The organism is Aquipseudomonas ullengensis (assembly GCF_014174475.1).
In the GTDB taxonomy this organism is placed as follows: domain Bacteria; phylum Pseudomonadota; class Gammaproteobacteria; order Pseudomonadales; family Pseudomonadaceae; genus Aquipseudomonas; species Aquipseudomonas ullengensis.
Window position 1 is genome coordinate 1,093,537 of record NZ_JACJUD010000001.1, and the last position, 15,338, is coordinate 1,108,874.

The 15,338-nt window shown below is 64.7% G+C and carries 16 protein-coding genes; 14 read left to right on the plus strand and 2 right to left on the minus strand.

Annotation, left to right across the window (positions count from 1 at the left end):
• The first annotated feature begins 170 nt into the window (after positions 1-170).
• The 4 genes from coxB to H3H51_RS04955 are packed head-to-tail and all read left to right on the plus strand — an operon-like array spanning position 171 to position 4,353.
• Positions 171-1,295 (plus strand): cytochrome c oxidase subunit II, encoded by a 1,125-nt coding sequence (gene coxB / locus H3H51_RS04940; RefSeq protein ID WP_183087888.1) that lies wholly within the window; start codon positions 171-173, stop codon positions 1,293-1,295.
• 4 nt (positions 1,296-1,299) lie between these two features.
• The gene (ctaD, locus tag H3H51_RS04945) at positions 1,300-2,892 is read left to right on the plus strand and encodes a cytochrome c oxidase subunit I (protein WP_183087889.1); all 1,593 of its coding nucleotides are present in this window, start codon (positions 1,300-1,302) and stop codon (positions 2,890-2,892) included.
• Positions 2,893-2,902: 10 nt separating this feature from the next.
• Positions 2,903-3,454 carry a cytochrome c oxidase assembly protein gene (locus H3H51_RS04950; RefSeq protein WP_183087890.1) on the plus strand — a complete coding sequence of 184 codons (552 nt, stop codon included), beginning with the start codon at positions 2,903-2,905 and terminating at the stop codon, positions 3,452-3,454.
• A gap of 11 nt (positions 3,455-3,465) precedes the next feature.
• Entirely contained in the window at positions 3,466-4,353 is an 888-nt protein-coding gene (locus H3H51_RS04955) for a cytochrome c oxidase subunit 3 (protein ID WP_183087891.1), read from the plus strand.
• Between the two features lie 4 nt (positions 4,354-4,357).
• Here the strand turns inward: H3H51_RS04955 and H3H51_RS04960 are convergent, their stop codons facing one another.
• Positions 4,358-4,561 carry a twin transmembrane helix small protein gene (locus tag H3H51_RS04960; protein ID WP_183087892.1) on the minus strand — a complete coding sequence of 68 codons (204 nt, stop codon included), beginning with the start codon at positions 4,559-4,561 and terminating at the stop codon, positions 4,358-4,360.
• Positions 4,562-4,636: 75 nt separating this feature from the next.
• On the opposite strand from H3H51_RS04960, the gene H3H51_RS04965 reads away from it, so the two are divergent.
• The 8 genes from H3H51_RS04965 (at position 4,637) to H3H51_RS05000 (ending at position 12,106) form a co-directional block, all read left to right on the plus strand.
• Positions 4,637-5,380 (plus strand): SURF1 family protein, encoded by a 744-nt coding sequence (locus tag H3H51_RS04965; RefSeq protein ID WP_183087893.1) that lies wholly within the window; start codon positions 4,637-4,639, stop codon positions 5,378-5,380.
• Positions 5,355-5,930, plus strand: coding sequence for a hypothetical protein (locus H3H51_RS04970; RefSeq protein WP_183088039.1), 576 nt, complete (start codon positions 5,355-5,357; stop codon positions 5,928-5,930). The genes H3H51_RS04965 and H3H51_RS04970 overlap by 26 nt, the downstream gene beginning before the upstream one ends.
• 34 nt (positions 5,931-5,964) lie before the next feature.
• A complete protein-coding gene (locus H3H51_RS04975; RefSeq protein WP_183087894.1) occupies positions 5,965-7,026 on the plus strand; it encodes a COX15/CtaA family protein in 1,062 nt (353 codons plus the stop codon).
• Between the two features lie 22 nt (positions 7,027-7,048).
• A complete protein-coding gene (cyoE, locus tag H3H51_RS04980; RefSeq protein ID WP_183087895.1) occupies positions 7,049-7,948 on the plus strand; it encodes a heme o synthase in 900 nt (299 codons plus the stop codon).
• The gene (locus H3H51_RS04985) at positions 7,945-8,589 is read left to right on the plus strand and encodes an SCO family protein (protein WP_183087896.1); all 645 of its coding nucleotides are present in this window, start codon (positions 7,945-7,947) and stop codon (positions 8,587-8,589) included. Before cyoE ends, H3H51_RS04985 begins: the two co-directional genes overlap by 4 nt.
• Before the next feature lie 94 nt (positions 8,590-8,683).
• Entirely contained in the window at positions 8,684-9,313 is a 630-nt protein-coding gene (locus H3H51_RS04990; protein WP_183087897.1) for a thiol:disulfide interchange protein DsbA/DsbL, read from the plus strand.
• A gap of 16 nt (positions 9,314-9,329) precedes the next feature.
• A complete protein-coding gene (locus H3H51_RS04995) occupies positions 9,330-10,208 on the plus strand; it encodes an endonuclease/exonuclease/phosphatase family protein (protein ID WP_407926464.1) in 879 nt (292 codons plus the stop codon).
• The gene (locus tag H3H51_RS05000; protein WP_183087899.1) at positions 10,205-12,106 is read left to right on the plus strand and encodes a GGDEF domain-containing protein; all 1,902 of its coding nucleotides are present in this window, start codon (positions 10,205-10,207) and stop codon (positions 12,104-12,106) included. The genes H3H51_RS04995 and H3H51_RS05000 overlap by 4 nt, the downstream gene beginning before the upstream one ends.
• 44 nt (positions 12,107-12,150) lie before the next feature.
• Here H3H51_RS05000 and H3H51_RS05005 read toward each other — a convergent pair whose 3' ends face one another.
• Positions 12,151-13,572: a DASH family cryptochrome gene (locus H3H51_RS05005; RefSeq protein ID WP_183087900.1), complete on the minus strand. Its 1,422-nt coding sequence runs from the start codon at positions 13,570-13,572 to the stop codon at positions 12,151-12,153.
• A gap of 240 nt (positions 13,573-13,812) precedes the next feature.
• Here H3H51_RS05005 and H3H51_RS05010 point away from each other — a divergent pair, with 240 nt between their 5' ends.
• Together H3H51_RS05010 and H3H51_RS05015 are read left to right on the plus strand one after the other, a co-directional pair.
• Complete coding sequence (locus tag H3H51_RS05010) at positions 13,813-14,406, plus strand: MarC family protein (protein ID WP_183087901.1); 594 nt, start codon at positions 13,813-13,815, stop codon at positions 14,404-14,406.
• 120 nt (positions 14,407-14,526) lie between these two features.
• Positions 14,527-15,309: an N-acetylmuramoyl-L-alanine amidase gene (locus H3H51_RS05015; RefSeq protein ID WP_183087902.1), complete on the plus strand. Its 783-nt coding sequence runs from the start codon at positions 14,527-14,529 to the stop codon at positions 15,307-15,309.
• Positions 15,310-15,338: the final 29 nt, after the last annotated feature.

A 15,338-nucleotide genomic window follows, 5' to 3' on the forward strand; every position in this document is an offset into this window, starting at 1 on the left:
TGCAGACGCGCTCGCTGTCTATAATCGAACTCGCAAGGCGTGAACCTGATGGAACCGGACGGGCTTCGGCACGGAGAGGTTTCGACAGATGTAGCCAGCCGTTTTGGCAGTCGATCCCTTTGCCGCAGGCTTAGCCGGCGGGATAACAAGAACAACGAGGGGAACCCGCAATGATGCGACATCCACGAGTCTGGGTGGGCCTACTGCTGTGGCTGGCATTCAGCTCGGCGCAAGCCGCCTGGACGGTGAACATGACACCCGGGGTCACCGAGGTCAGCCGCACCGTTTTCGATCTGCACATGACCATTTTCTGGATCTGCGTCGTGATCGGCGTGCTGGTATTCGGCGCCATGTTCTGGTCGATGCTGATCCACCGCCGCTCCACCGGCCAGCAGCCGGCCCACTTCCATGAAAGCACCACGGTGGAGATCCTCTGGACCATCGTGCCGTTCGTGATTCTGGTGGTGATGGCGGTACCGGCGACCAAGACGCTGATCGATATCTACGACACCTCCGAGTCTGATTTGGATATCCAGGTCACCGGCTACCAGTGGAAGTGGCACTACAAATACCTGGGCCAGGATGTTGAGTTCTTCAGCAACCTGTCCACGCCCCAGGAACAGATCCACAACCAGGCCAAGAAGGACGAGCACTACCTGTTGGAGGTCGACCAGCCTCTGGTGGTGCCGGTCGGCGCCAAGGTGCGCTTCCTGATTACCTCGGCGGATGTGATCCATGCCTGGTGGGTGCCGGCCCTGGCGGTGAAGAAAGACGCCATCCCCGGCTTCGTCAACGAATCCTGGACCCGTATCGAGAAGCCCGGAATCTTCCGTGGCCAGTGCGCCGAGCTGTGCGGCAAGGACCACGGCTTCATGCCGATCGTGGTCGAGGCCAAGTCCAAGGAAGACTTCGCCAAGTGGCTGGCCGAGCGCAAGGAGGAAACGGCCAAGCTCAAGGAACTGACCGAGAAGGAATGGACCCGCGAAGAGCTGGTCGCGCGTGGCGACAAGGTCTACCACACCACCTGCGTCGCCTGTCACCAGGCTGAGGGCCAGGGCCTGCCGCCGATGTTCCCGGCACTCAAGGGCTCGAAGATCGCCACCGGGCCGAAAGAGGGCCACCTGGATATCGTTTTCCATGGCAAGCCAGGCACCTCCATGGCCGCCTTCGGCAAGCAATTGTCGGAAGTGGATATCGCCGCGGTCATCACCTACGAGCGCAACGCCTGGGGTAACAACATGGGCGACATGGTCACCCCGAAAGACGTGCTCGCCCTCAAACAGGCTCAGGAGTAAGGACATGAGTGCAGTGATCGATTCGCATGGTCATGCCGGGCATGACCACCACCATGGGCCGGCCAAGGGCCTGATGCGCTGGGTGCTGACCACCAACCACAAAGACATCGGCACCATGTACCTGTGGTTTAGCTTCGCCATGTTCCTCCTCGGCGGTTCGATGGCGATGGTGATTCGTGCCGAACTGTTCCAGCCCGGCCTGCAGATCGTGCAGCCGGAGTTCTTCAACCAGATGACCACCATGCACGGCCTGATCATGGTCTTCGGTGCGGTGATGCCGGCGTTCGTCGGCCTCGCCAACTGGATGATCCCGCTAATGGTCGGCGCGCCAGACATGGCTCTGCCGCGCATGAACAACTTCAGCTTCTGGCTGCTTCCGGCGGCCTTCGGCATGCTGGTCAGCACGCTGTTCAGCGAAGGCGGCGGGCCGAACTTCGGCTGGACGTTCTACGCGCCGCTGTCGACCACCTACGCGCCGGAGTCGGTGACCTTCTTCATCTTTGCCGTGCACCTGATGGGTATCAGTTCGATCATGGGCGCGATCAACGTGGTCGCCACCATCCTCAACTTGCGCGCGCCCGGCATGACCCTGATGAAGATGCCGCTGTTCGTCTGGACCTGGCTGATCACCGCCTTTCTGCTGATCGCGGTGATGCCGGTGCTGGCCGGCTGCGTGACCATGATGCTGATGGACATCCACTTCGGTACCAGCTTCTTCAGTGCGGCTGGTGGTGGCGACCCGGTGCTGTTCCAACACGTGTTCTGGTTCTTCGGCCACCCCGAGGTGTACATCATGATCCTGCCCGCCTTCGGTGCGGTCAGCGCGATCATCCCGGCCTTCGCGCGCAAGCCGTTGTTTGGCTACACCTCGATGGTCTACGCCACCGCGTCGATCGCCTTCCTGTCGTTCATCGTCTGGGCGCACCACATGTTCACCGTCGGCATCCCGCTGACCGGTGAGCTGTTCTTCATGTACGCCACCATGCTGATCGCCGTGCCCACCGGGGTGAAGGTGTTCAACTGGGCCAGCACCATGTGGCAGGGCTCGATGACCTTCGAAACACCGATGCTGTTCGCCGTGGCCTTCGTCATCCTGTTTACCATCGGCGGTTTCTCCGGGCTGATGCTGGCCATCGCTCCGGCGGACTTCCAGTACCACGACACTTACTTCGTGGTGGCGCACTTCCACTACGTGCTGGTGCCCGGCGCGATCTTCGGCATCTTCGCCTCGGCCTACTACTGGCTGCCGAAATGGACCGGCCACATGTACGACGAGACCCTCGGCAAGCTGCACTTTTGGCTGAGTTTCATCGGCATGAACATGGCGTTCTTCCCGATGCACTTTGTCGGCCTGGCCGGCATGCCGCGGCGGATTCCGGATTACAACCTGCAGTTCGCCGACTTCAACATGATCTCGTCGATCGGCGCGTTCACCTTCGGCGCCACACAGTTGTTCTTCCTGTTCATCGTCATCAAGTGCATCCGTGGCGGCAAGCCGGCCGGGGACAAACCGTGGGACGGGGCCGAAGGGCTGGAGTGGACAGTGCCTTCGCCGGCGCCGTACCACACCTTCAGCACACCGCCGGAAGTGAAGTAGGAGCCGCGCCGTGAGCGAAGCCCTGGCCAACCGTCGCCTGGTCACCCGCTTGCTGGTGGTCGTGGTGGTGATGTTCTGCTTTGGCGTGTTCGTCTTGCCGCCGTTCTATGACGCGATGTGCCAGGCGTTTGGCATCAATGGCAAGACGGCCAAGCCGTACCAGGGCACGCAGGTGGTGGACGAGGCGCGCCAGGTGCGCGTGCAGTTCCTCGCCACCAACTCTGCGGACATGGTCTGGGAGTTCGGCCCCAAGGCGGATGATCTGGTGGTGTACCCGGGGGCCAGCAACGAGATGCTGTTCGTTGCCTACAACCCCACCGATCACCCGATGACTGCCCAGGCCATTCCCAGCGTCGCGCCGTCCAAGGCAGCCGCCTACTTTCACAAGACCGAGTGCTTCTGCTTCACCCAGCAGGTTCTGCAGCCGGGTGAGCGCATCGAAATGCCAGTGCGCTTCATCGTCGACCGCGATTTGCCCGCCGACGTGAAGCACCTGACGCTGGCCTACACCCTGTTCGATATCACTGCGCGTAAACCGCCCGTCGCGCAGGCGACTCCATAAGGAGAATAAGAATGTCGAGTCATGAGAACTACTACGTTCCCGCCCAGAGCAAGTGGCCGATCATTGCCACCGCCGGCATGCTCATCACGGTCTATGGCCTGGGCACCTGGTTCAACGATATCAAGGCTGACCGCCCGGACTCCCACGGCCCGCTGCTGTTCTTCATCGGCGGCCTGTTCCTCGCCTACATGCTGTTCGGCTGGTTCGGCGCGGTGATCAAGGAGAGCCGCGAGGGCCTGTACAGCCCGCAGATGGACCGCTCGTTCCGCTGGGGCATGAGCTGGTTCATCTTCTCCGAGGTGATGTTCTTCGTCGCCTTCTTCGGGGCGCTGTTCTACGTGCGTACCTGGGCCGGGCCCTGGCTGGGGGGCGAAGGCGATAAGGGTGTGGCCAACATGCTCTGGCCGAACTTCCAGTACAGCTGGCCGCTGCTGAACACGCCGGACCCCAAACTGTTCCCGGGTCCGAAGGACGTGATCAGCCCGTGGCACCTGCCGCTGATCAACACCATCCTGCTAGTGACCTCCAGCTTCACCGTGACCTTCGCTCACCACGCGCTGAAGAAGGATCACCGTGGCCCGTTGAAATTCTGGCTGGCACTGACCGTATTGCTGGGTATCTGCTTCCTGATCCTGCAGGCCTACGAATACTACGAGGCGTATCACCACCTGGGGCTGACCCTGGGCTCGGGGATCTACGGCGCGACGTTCTTCATGCTCACCGGCTTCCACGGCGCGCATGTGACGATGGGGGCGCTGATCCTCACGGTGATGCTGGTGCGGGTGATGAAGGGGCACTTCAGCGGCGACAAGCACTTCGGCTTCGAGGCGGCCAGCTGGTACTGGCACTTCGTCGATGTGGTCTGGCTGGGGCTGTTTATCTTCGTCTACGTGCTGTGAGGCTTTACCAGGTGACGTGACTGGCCAGCTGACCGCTGTAGAAGCCCCAGGCGATCAACGCCACGGTGAGGGCGGTCAGGCTTACCCGAACACTCAACGAATTGACCACGCGTGAACCACGGCCCTCATCCCTGACCAGGAAGAACAGGCCGCTGAACAGACTGACCAGCGTGGCCAGCAGCAAGAGGACGATCGCGGCTTTGAGCATGCGTGACTCCGGGGGATGGGAAATGGGGTGCCGTATCAGTATAGCCAGCCAGGTTGTGGCTTTCGGCAGGCAACGATGAAGACCTTTCGCCCGGGAGTTCTGCCCAGCGTGCTGGTGGCCTTGCTGCTGCCACTGCTGATCAGCCTGGGCGTCTGGCAGCTGGCACGGGCCGAGGAAAAGCGTGCGCTGCTGGCCAGCGACGAGATTCGTCGCGCGGCCACTCCCATCGGCTTGAACGAACTGGAGCAGCGTGCCGATATCGCCCATATCCGCGTGCGCCTGCATGGCCAGTTCGACGAGCGCCACAGCCTGCTGCTCGACAACCGCACGCGGGCCGGCCAGGCCGGCGTCGAATTGCTGCAACCCTTCTATGACCAGGCCAGTGGCTTGTGGCTGCTGGTCAATCGCGGCTGGATGCCCTGGCCGGACCGGCGTATCCCCGTCTCCTTCACCACCCCGGCAGAGCCCCTGCAGCTGGTCGCGCAGGTCTACGTGCCGCCGGGCGCCACCTTCCAGTTGCAGCAGGATGCGCAAAGCGGCGACTGGCCACGGCTGATCAACCGGGTCGATGCGCAGGCGCTGTGGCAACAACTCGGCCGTGGCGGCATGGCGCAGGAAGTACGCCTCGAGCCGGGCCCGGCCAGCCTGCGTATCGACTGGCCGGTGGTGAGCATGGCCCCGGAACAACATACCGGCTATGCGGTGCAGTGGTTCGCCTTGGCCGCTGCACTGCTGTGCCTCTACATCTATCTCGGTTTGCATACCGCGCGGGAGAAAAACCATGAGTCCAGCCATGAATCCAGCCATCCCCAGCTCTGACGCCCCTCCGGCGCGAGGTCGTGGTCGCTGGTCGCTGATCCTGCTGCTATTGCTGACGATCGGCCCGATGATTCTCGCCACGGCCATGTACCAGTGGCGTTTCTGGGTGCCGGATGGGCGCAACTACCACGGCGTGCTGCTGGGTGACGGCCAGCAACTGGCCGATATCGGGGTCACCGGTACAAGCCAGGGCCAATGGCTGTTGCTGGTCACCGCGCCAGCCGGTTGCGCCGAAGCGTGTCGGCAGCTGGTGTACAGCGCGCGGCAGATCCATATCGGCCTCAACCGCGAAGCATCGCGCGCCAGCCATGGCCTGGCTGTCTCCCAGCCCTTGCCGGGCGAGTACGAGGCGCTGCTGGAGCAGGAATACCCGCAGCTGGGACGCTTCCAGCTGGATGCGGTGACCTACGGCAAGTCGGGCGCTCAGGGTGCCCAACTGTGGATTGTCGACCCCCACGGCAACCTGGTGTTGCGCTACGACGACACGATCAAAGGCAAGGCAATCCTCGAAGACCTGAGGTTGCTGCTCAAGCTGTCGCAGATCGGCTGATCGGTCGCCCATAACCACAAGAACGAGGCCCCTGATGACTGAACGCAATGCCCGCCCTGGTTTTCGTCTGGCTGTCCTGGCCACCTTGCTGGCGGTGGTCGTGGTGCTGCTCGGTGCCTACACCCGGTTGACCCACGCCGGGCTCGGCTGCCCGGACTGGCCGGGCTGCTACGGCTTTATCAGCGTGCCGCAAAGCGAGGCGCAATTGGCCCACGCCGAAGCCAACTTCCCGCATGCCCCGGTGGAAGCGCAAAAGGGCTGGAACGAGATGATCCACCGCTACTTTGCCGGCGGCCTGGGCCTGTTGATCCTGGCTATGGCTGTGCAGGCCCTGCGCCGGCGCAACGAGGCGCAGCGTCCGCTGAAGTTGCCCCTGCTGCTGCTGGGCGTGGTGATTGCCCAGGCCGCCTTCGGCATGTGGACGGTGACCCTGCAACTCTGGCCGCAGGTGGTGACGGCACACCTGCTGGGCGGCTTCACTACCTTGGCGCTGTTGTTCCTGTTGAGCCTGCGTCTGTCCGGGCGCTTTGCGGTGCTCCCGGCGATCCCCGCGAGTCTGCGCTGGCTGGCAGGGCTGGCCCTGGCGGCGGTGGTCGGACAGGTCGCCTTGGGCGGCTGGGTCAGCTCCAACTACGCGGCGGTGGCCTGCGTCGATCTGCCGACCTGCCACGGGCAATGGTGGCCGACCACGGACTTCGCCAACGGCTTTCACCTGACCCAGCACATCGGCCCCAACTACCTCGGCGGCCAGTTGGACAGTGATGCCCGTACGGCCATTCACCTGACCCACCGCCTCGGCGCGGTGCTGGTCACGGTGCTCCTGCTGTTGCTGGCCTGGCGCCTGCGCGCGGCGGCTCAGGGCAAGCTGGCTGGCCTGTTGCTGCTGGCGCTGGTGCTGCAAATCAGCCTGGGCGTGAGCAATGTGTTGCTGCACCTGCCGCTGGCCGTGGCGGTCGCCCACAACGGTGGTGGCGCGGCCTTGCTGCTGACGCTGGTACTGATCAACTACCGCCTGCGCGCGGTTGCACCATCACGTGTCGCCGAAGATTCGCGAGCAGCGCTCGCTCCTGCCGGCCTGGCCCAGGCCGGCAAATAACAACAACCAAGGAGAGACCCTCATGGCTACTCTGCTGCAAGCCCACCAGGAACACGCCAGCTGGCGCGATTACCTGGAACTGACCAAGCCGCGCGTGGTGGTGCTGATGCTGATCACCTCGCTGGTCGGCATGTTCCTCGCCACTCGCGCGGGGGTGGCCTGGCAGGTGCTGGTGTTCGGCAACCTCGGCATCGGCCTGTGTGCCGGAGCGGCGGCAGCGGTCAACCATGTGGTCGACCGGCGCATCGACTCGATCATGGCGCGTACCCACAAGCGCCCGGTTACCGCCGGGCGGCTATCGCCCGTAGCGGCACTGGGTTTTGCCCTGCTGCTGGCGGTGACGGGGATGGCGCTGCTGCTGACCTTCACCAACGAACTGGCCGCCTGGCTGACCCTGGCCTCGCTGCTCGGTTATGCAGTGATCTATACCGGCTTCCTCAAGCGCGCGACGCCGCAGAACATCGTCATCGGCGGTCTGGCCGGTGCGGCGCCGCCACTACTGGGTTGGGTCGCTGTCACCGGGCATGTCAGCGCCGAACCGCTGCTGCTGGTGCTGATCATCTTTGCCTGGACTCCGCCGCATTTCTGGGCCCTGGCGATTCACCGCAAGGAGGAATACGCCAAGGCCGACATCCCCATGCTGCCGGTGACCCACGGCGAGCACTACACCAAGGTGCATATCCTGCTGTACACCGTGGCGATGTTCGCCGTGACCCTGTTGCCCTACGCCATTCACATGAGCGGCCCGCTCTACCTGGCGGCTGCCGTCGTGCTGGGCGGGCGCTTCCTGCACTGGGCCTGGGTGCTTTACCGTGACAGCAAACCGCACGCGGCGATCAACACCTTCAAGTACAGTATCTGGTACCTGTTCCTTCTCTTCATCGCCCTGCTGGCCGATCACTACCTACTACTGAGCCTATGAACCGAACCCAGAAAACCGTTTTCATCCTGGTTGGCGCCGTTGCCCTGGTGCTTGGCCTGACTGTGCACAAGGTCCTCAATGGCCACGGTGACGGCACCGACAAGGTGGCCCAACTGGATGCCGGCATCGTCCTGTTGCCGCAGGCCCGCAGCCTGCCCGACCTGAGCCTGACCAATCAGGATGGCCAGCCGGTGGTGCTGGATCAACTCAAGGAGCAATGGAGCCTGCTGTTCTTCGGCTACACCTTCTGCCCGGACATCTGCCCGACCACCCTGGCCCAGCTGCGCCAGCTCAAGGGCATGCTGCCGGCCGATGTGCAGGGACGGGTACGCATGGTGCTGGTCAGCGTCGACCCGAATCGCGACACCCCGCAGAAACTCAAGCAATACCTGGGTTACTTCGATGCCAGTTTTGTCGGCCTGACCGGTGCCCAGGCGGATATCCAGACCCTGGCCAGCGCGGTGAGCATCCCCTACATTCCGGCCGACACCAGCAAGGAAAACTACACCGTCGACCACAGCGGCAACCTGGTCATCCTCGGCCCGGATGGCACCCAGCGCGGCTTTATCCGCGCGCCGCTGAACAACGACAAACTTGCTGAACAATTGCCGCCGCTACTGCGCAGCGAAGGTGGCGCATAAAGGACGAGTCCTCGCTACAATGCCGGAACCCGCCGGCGGGCCACGGGTCGAACAGCCGCCCGCCCCTCGCGGTCCCATTGCCAAGGAGTCCTGCATGCGTAACCTGATTTTCAGCGCCGCCCTCGCCACCCTCAGCCTGTTCGGCCTCAGCGCCCAGGCCGAAACCATCGAGGCGGGCAACCAGTATGTCGAGCTGAGCAGCCCGGTGCCGGTCTCCGAGCCCGGCAAGATCGAAGTGGTCGAGCTGTTCTGGTACGGCTGCCCGCACTGCTACCAGTTCGAGCCAACCCTCAATCCGTGGATCGACAAGCTGCCGGAAGACGTCCATTTCGTGCGTATTCCAGCCATGTTCGGCGGCGTTTGGGATATTCACGGGCAGCTGTTCATCACCCTCGAATCCATGGGCGTAGAGCGTCAGGTGCACAAGGCCGTATTCGATGCCATCCACAAGGAAGGCAAGAAGCTGGCGACCGCTGAAGAGATGGCCGACTTCGTTGCCACCCTGGGCGTCGACAAGGACAAGTTCCTCAGCACCTTCCACTCCTTCGCCGTCAAAGGCCAGATGGAGAAAGCCAAGAAACTCGCCGTGGCCTACCAGATCTCTGGCGTGCCGACGCTGATCGTCAACGGCAAGTACCGTTTCGACGTGCGCAGTTCCGGTGGTCCCGAGCAGACCCTGGATGTTGCCAACCAGCTGATCGCCAAAGAGCGCGCAGCGCGCTGAGCCCAGGCCCGGCATGTTGCGGCGCTGGAGTTCCGGGCGTTCGGCAGGCCTGCGGGATACGCAGGTCAACCACCGTTGCCCGGAATCCGGCGCTTTACCTAGCAGCGGGCTCCTGCGCCTGCTCAGCTTCAACATCCAGGTTGGTATCAATACCGCCGGCTATCGCCACTACCTGACCCGCAGTTGGCAGCATTTGCTGCCCAATGCCGGGCGGGGTGGCAACCTGCAACGCATCGGCAGCCTGCTTGGCGACTATGACCTGGTCGCCCTGCAGGAAGTCGACGGCGGCAGCCTGCGCTCCGGCTACGTCAACCAGGTCGAGCACCTCGCCCAACTCGGCGCCTTCCCCTACTGGTACCAGCAGCTCAACCGCAACCTTGGCCGCCTGGCGCAGCACAGCAATGGCGTGCTCAGCCGCCTGCAGCCGAGCCAGCTGGAAGACCATCCACTGCCGGGCCCGCCTGGACGTGGGGCGATCCTGCTGCGTTTTGGCGAAGGGCCGGACGCGTTGGTCGTGGTGATGATGCACCTGGCCCTCGGCGCCCGTACCCGTACTCGCCAGCTCGCCTACATCCGGGAGTTGATCGGCGGTTATCGCCATCAGATTCTCATGGGCGACATGAACACCCATGCCGTCGATCTGCTGCAGCATTCGCCGCTGCGTGACCTGGGCCTGCTCGCGCCGCAGATCGAGGCAACGTTCCCCAGCTGGCGCCCGCAGCGCTGCCTGGACCACATCCTGCTCAGCCCCGGCCTGGCCCTGGAACGGGTCGCCGTGCTCAGCCAGCCGATTTCCGATCATCTGCCGGTAGCGGTGGATATCCGCCTGCCGGTAGCCTTGGGCGGTTATCCACCACCTATGCTCAACGTGCCTGCCACTGGATCGCCACCATGACCGATGATGCCCAGCGCTGGAAAGCCAAATACCTGGAGAGCCTGGAGCAGCAGGAGGTGCTGGAAGAGCGCTGGAACGAGCGTCTCGACCTGCTGCGCCGTGGCCTGGTGCGTAGCTCGCTGGCGGCGGAAGGTGCCGACAAGGCGGTCGACCAGTGCATGCAGGAATTGCGCGACATCATCCGCGGCGACCAGATGGACCGTGGCCTCGCCGCGCTGATTCCGCGCCTGGAAAAAGCCGTGCTCGACTCCGAGCAACGCAGGCAGCAGCGCGTCGAGCAGAACGTCGCCGGCCTGACCGGCCTGACCAGCCAGTTGCTGGCGCTGGACCTGCCGCGCGAAGTGCGCAAACCGCTCAAGCAGTTCGCCAAGCGCATCGAGGAACGTGCCAGCCAGTCCCGCGAAATTCCGGCCCTGCTGGCCGAGCTGAGCAGCCTGCAGGAAAAGGCCCTGGTGGTGATCAGCAGCAGTGGCGACGGTGAAGCGGCCCGCCCCGGTTTGCTGCAGCGCCTGTTTGGCGGTCGCGATGAGGACGCCAGTGGTGAGGCAGCTCCCGCTGCTACTGCGCCCGCAGGTGCCGATGCCCCGGCGATCAGCAACGAACCGGCGGCCAATGCCGAATCGCTAGCTCCAGCAGCGCCGCCGGTGGCCCAGGCCGCGGGTGCCGAATTGGTTGAAGCCGCCGCGGTTGCGCCGCTGGTGCAGCCTGCTGTCGTGCCGAGCCCGGTCAGCCTGATCGAGGGTGGCGCGCCGCCGCGAACTTCACCGACCCTCGACAGCCTGCCTCTGGATGCGCGCATCTTCACTGGCGAGGGCAATCCCGAATTCGCCCTGCCGGATCGCCCCGAGCCCGGTTACAGCGCCGTGGCGCCGCATGTCGCGCAGAGCCTGCAGAAGCTGCTGGATGAGCTCGATCTGCCGCCGCGCCACCAGCCCCAGGGCGAGGCATTGCGCGAGCGCCTGCAGGGCGGCCTGAACTGGTACGAGCTGGTTCCGGTGCTCGATGACCTGGCTGTGCTGGTGCTGGCGGTCAGCGACAGCGGCCAGCGCGAGTTCGCTGGTTATCTCAAGCAGCTCAACGAGCGCCTGGCGGCGTTCCTCGGCACCCTCACCGAGGCCCACGAGGGCTACAGCGAATCGGTCGAAAGCGCGCGCAGCTTCAATCAGGAGCTACGTGACCAGGTCAGCGGCTTGCAGGCCAGCGTGCTGGATGCATCTGACCTGGATGACCTCAAGCGCGCGCTGGAAGCGCGGCTCGATGGCCTGCTCAGCACCGTCAGCGAACACCAGCGCCAGCGCGATGGCCGCGAAGAGCTGGTCACCGAACGCCTGCAGAGCCTGGTGCAGAAAGTCGCCGACATGGAGCAGGAGGCGCAGGAGTTCCGCGATCACATCGAGGAACAGCGGCAGAAAGCCCTGACCGACCCGCTCACCGGCCTGCCCAACCGCGCGGCCTGGAGTGAGCGCCTGGAGCTGGAGATGGCTCGCTGGCAGCGCTACGGCGGTGATCTATTGCTGGCGATCCTGGACATTGATCACTTCAAGCGGATCAACGACGACTATGGCCACCTGGCCGGCGACAAGGTGCTGAAGATCATCGCCACCGAGCTGGCCAAGCGCCTGCGCAAGACCGACTTCCTCGCCCGTTTCGGCGGCGAGGAGTTCGTCCTGCTGGTGCCCACCACGCCGCTGGAAGGCGGCCACCAACTGCTGGAGACCCTGCGCAGCGCCATCGAGAGCTGCCCGTTCCACTTCCGTGGCGAGCGGGTGACCATCACCCTGTCCTCCGGACTCACCGCCTTCGGCAAGGGCGAGAGCAGCGAGAAGGTCTTCGAACGCGCCGACCAGGCGCTCTACCGCGCCAAACGCGGCGGGCGCAACCGTATCGAGCAGGACTAGCGTCGAGCCGTCCGCAGCGTGTGCCGCGTCCGTCGGACTGCGCCTCAGGCGGCACTCGGCAGGTAAGGTTTCCAGCTCTCCGGAATAGCCTCCAGGCGCGGGTAGCCCATGGCGTCCAGTTGCAGGTGCGAGAGCAGGAACGGCGTGTGCCGCAGGTGCGCCGGCACGCTGCGCAGTTCCGGTAGCCAGAGGCTGACGTAGGCGCCGTCGGGGTCGTACTGGCGAGCCTGGCGCAGGGCGTTGAATAGCTCTTTTTGCCGGGGATCGCTGCTGATTCCTGCCAGATAGGCCCAGTTCCCCCAGTTGCTCGCCGGGTCGTAGTCCAGCAGGTGTTCCTCGAACCAGGCGGCGCCGTGGCGCCAGTCCTGTTCCAGGTCATTGACCAGGTAGTTGGCCACCACCTGCCGCCCGCGATTGGACATGAAGCCGGTAGCCGCCAGTTCGCGCATGTTGGCATCCACCAGGGGCATGCCGGTGCGGCCCTGGCACCACTGGGTGAAGCGCTGGTCGAGATGTTGCGGTGCGCGCGCGGTGGCTTTCAGCCCGCCAGCCCGGAACAGCGCGCTGCCGTGGCGTACCAGGGTCCAGCGGAAGAAGTCGCGCCAGAGCATTTCCAGCCACAGCCAGTGGGTCGAATCATTGCGCCCGTACTGCGACTCGTGGCGGCGTAGCTCGGCTACCACGCGGCGCGCGGACAGGCTGCCGTTGGCCAGCCACGGCGAGAATTTCGACGAATATTCGCTGCCGATCAGGCCGTTGCGGGTGTCCTTGTACTGGCGCACGCCCTGGCTCAGCCACAGGTAGTCGCGCAACCGCGCCTGCGCGGCGGGCTCGCCACCGGAGAACGGGAAGGCGCTGTTGGCCACGCTGAGCGGTTCGCCCAGGCCCAGTTGCGACAGGCTGGGCAGCGGGTTGCAGTAAGACTCGGCGCCTTCCGGCAGGGCCGGTAAACGGGCCGGTGCGGGGCGTGGCTGGAACACCGGCAGGCGCTGTTCCACCAATTCGCGGAACTGGCTGTAGACCTGCGGCAGTTCCTCGATGCGGCACGGCAGCTCTTCGCTGCGCAGCAGGTGGTTGCCGTTCAGTTCGCGCAGCGGCACCTCGCCCAGGGCGCTGCGCACGGCGGCGAGCTGGGCGCGCTCCTCGGGGGCGATTTCTTCCAGGGTCAGGACTTCCTGCAGGGCGAACTGCTCGACCAGGCGCGGTAGCACCTGCTCGGCGTGGCCCTTGATCAGCATCAGCGCCGAGCCGCGCTGGCGTAGCTCGCCATCCAGTGCGGCCAGGCTTTCCAGCAGGAAGCGCGCGCGGTGCACGCCAAGTCGCGGGTTGCCCAGCGGCCCAGGCTGTAGCGCGTCGGTGTCGAGCACATACACCGGTAGCAGGCGATCCGCCGCCAGTGCGGCCTGCAACGCCGGATGATCGTCCAAGCGTAGATCCTGTTTGAACCACAGCAACTGACGTCGCATGGCGCTCCTCCTCGATGAGCCTTGAGATAGACAATACGCCGCTGCGCAGCGAGTGCTGCTGCCGTCTGTCCCGCCCTGACTCCCGCTGTCGTTCGATACGGGCGAACTGTGATACGCGTCGCACTCTATGGGCTCGCCTGGCGGCCTCAAGGTAGCGTTCCTGACACGTGGCAGACGCATTGACGACAGACGCTGCGGGGCCTGGCCGTTTAGACTGTGGGGATCGTTGAGGAGTTCGTCATGGATCTATTCGGCATCGCCGTACTGGTGTTTCTGGTCACCGACCCGTTCGGCAATATCGCCATCTACCTGGCTGCCCTGAAGAATGTCGCACCCGAGCGGCGCATGCGCGTGGTCGCGCGCGAACTGCTGTTCGCCCTCGGCCTGCTGATGCTGTTCCTCACCTTTGGCGACAAGATCCTCAGTGGCCTTGGCCTGTCGCGCGAGGCCACGGCGATTGCCGGCGGCATCATCCTGTTCATCATTGCCCTGCGCCTGATCTTCCCCACGCCGCAAGGCCTGCTCGGCGACGTGCCGGACGGCGAGCCGATGCTGGTGCCGCTGGCCACTCCAGCGGTGGCCGGACCGTCGGCGCTGGCGGTGCTGATGACCCTGCGCAACACCCACCAGGGCGAGTTGTGGGAGCTCTACCTGGCGGTGTTCCTGGCCTGGCTGGCGACTGCGGCGATCCTCCTGCAGGCCTCCTGGCTGCAGCGCTTCCTTGGTCCGCGCGGGCTGATGGCGGTGGAGCGCCTGACCGGCATGCTGCTGATCATGCTCAGCGTCGACATGCTGTTGGACAACCTGCAGAGCATCCTGCATATCGCCCCCTGACGGCCTGCTGCGCGTGGGTCAAGCGGCTGCGACAAGCGCTGCGCCGCTAGTTTGCAAGATCGTCATCAAGCCCCGAGCGGAGCTAAACTCCGCTCCCCTGCCGAGCGTGCTGCCCAGCCCATGAGATTCGTTCTACTCGCCCTCACTGCCATGCTGCTGACCGCCTGCGCCAACACGCCGTCGATCAACGACAGCTACCACGCGCGCAGCCAGAACAGCCGTGTGCAGTACATCGTGCTGCACTACACCTCCACCGATTTTGCCCAGTCCCTGGCCCTGCTGACCCATGCCGATGTCAGTAGCCATTACCTGATCGCCGACGACCAGCCCGCCAGCGTCTACCGCCTGGTCGACGAAGACCGCCGTGCCTGGCATGCCGGTGAGAGCGAGTGGCAGGGCCGCACCTGGTTGAATGCCAGCACCATCGGCATCGAGATGGTCAACCAGGGCTACGAGGACACCCCCCAGGGGCGCGTCTGGCAGCCCTACAGCGAGGCGCAGATCGAGGCGCTGATCGTCCTGCTCAAGGACATCGTGCGGCGCCATCAGCTGCCCATCGACAGCATCATCGGCCACAGCGATATCGCCCCGCAGCGCAAGGTCGACCCCGGCCCGCTGTTCCCCTGGAAGCGCCTGGCCGAGGCCGGCCTGATCCGCTGGCCGGACGCCGCCGCAGTCGCCCGCGAGCAAGCCGCCTTTGCCGCCAGCCTGCCGAGCGCGCAGTGGTTCCAGGAGCAACTGCTGCGCCTGGGCTACCCCACGCCGCAAACCGGCCACTTCGACCCGGCCACGCGCAAGGTGCTGGCTGCGTTCCAGATGAAGTACCGGCCGGCGCGTTTCGATGGCCAGGCGGACGCCGAAAGCGCAGCCCTGCTGCTGGTGCTCAACCGCCCGGCGCCTTGACTGGGGAGCCGCAGGCGCCGCACCGCACT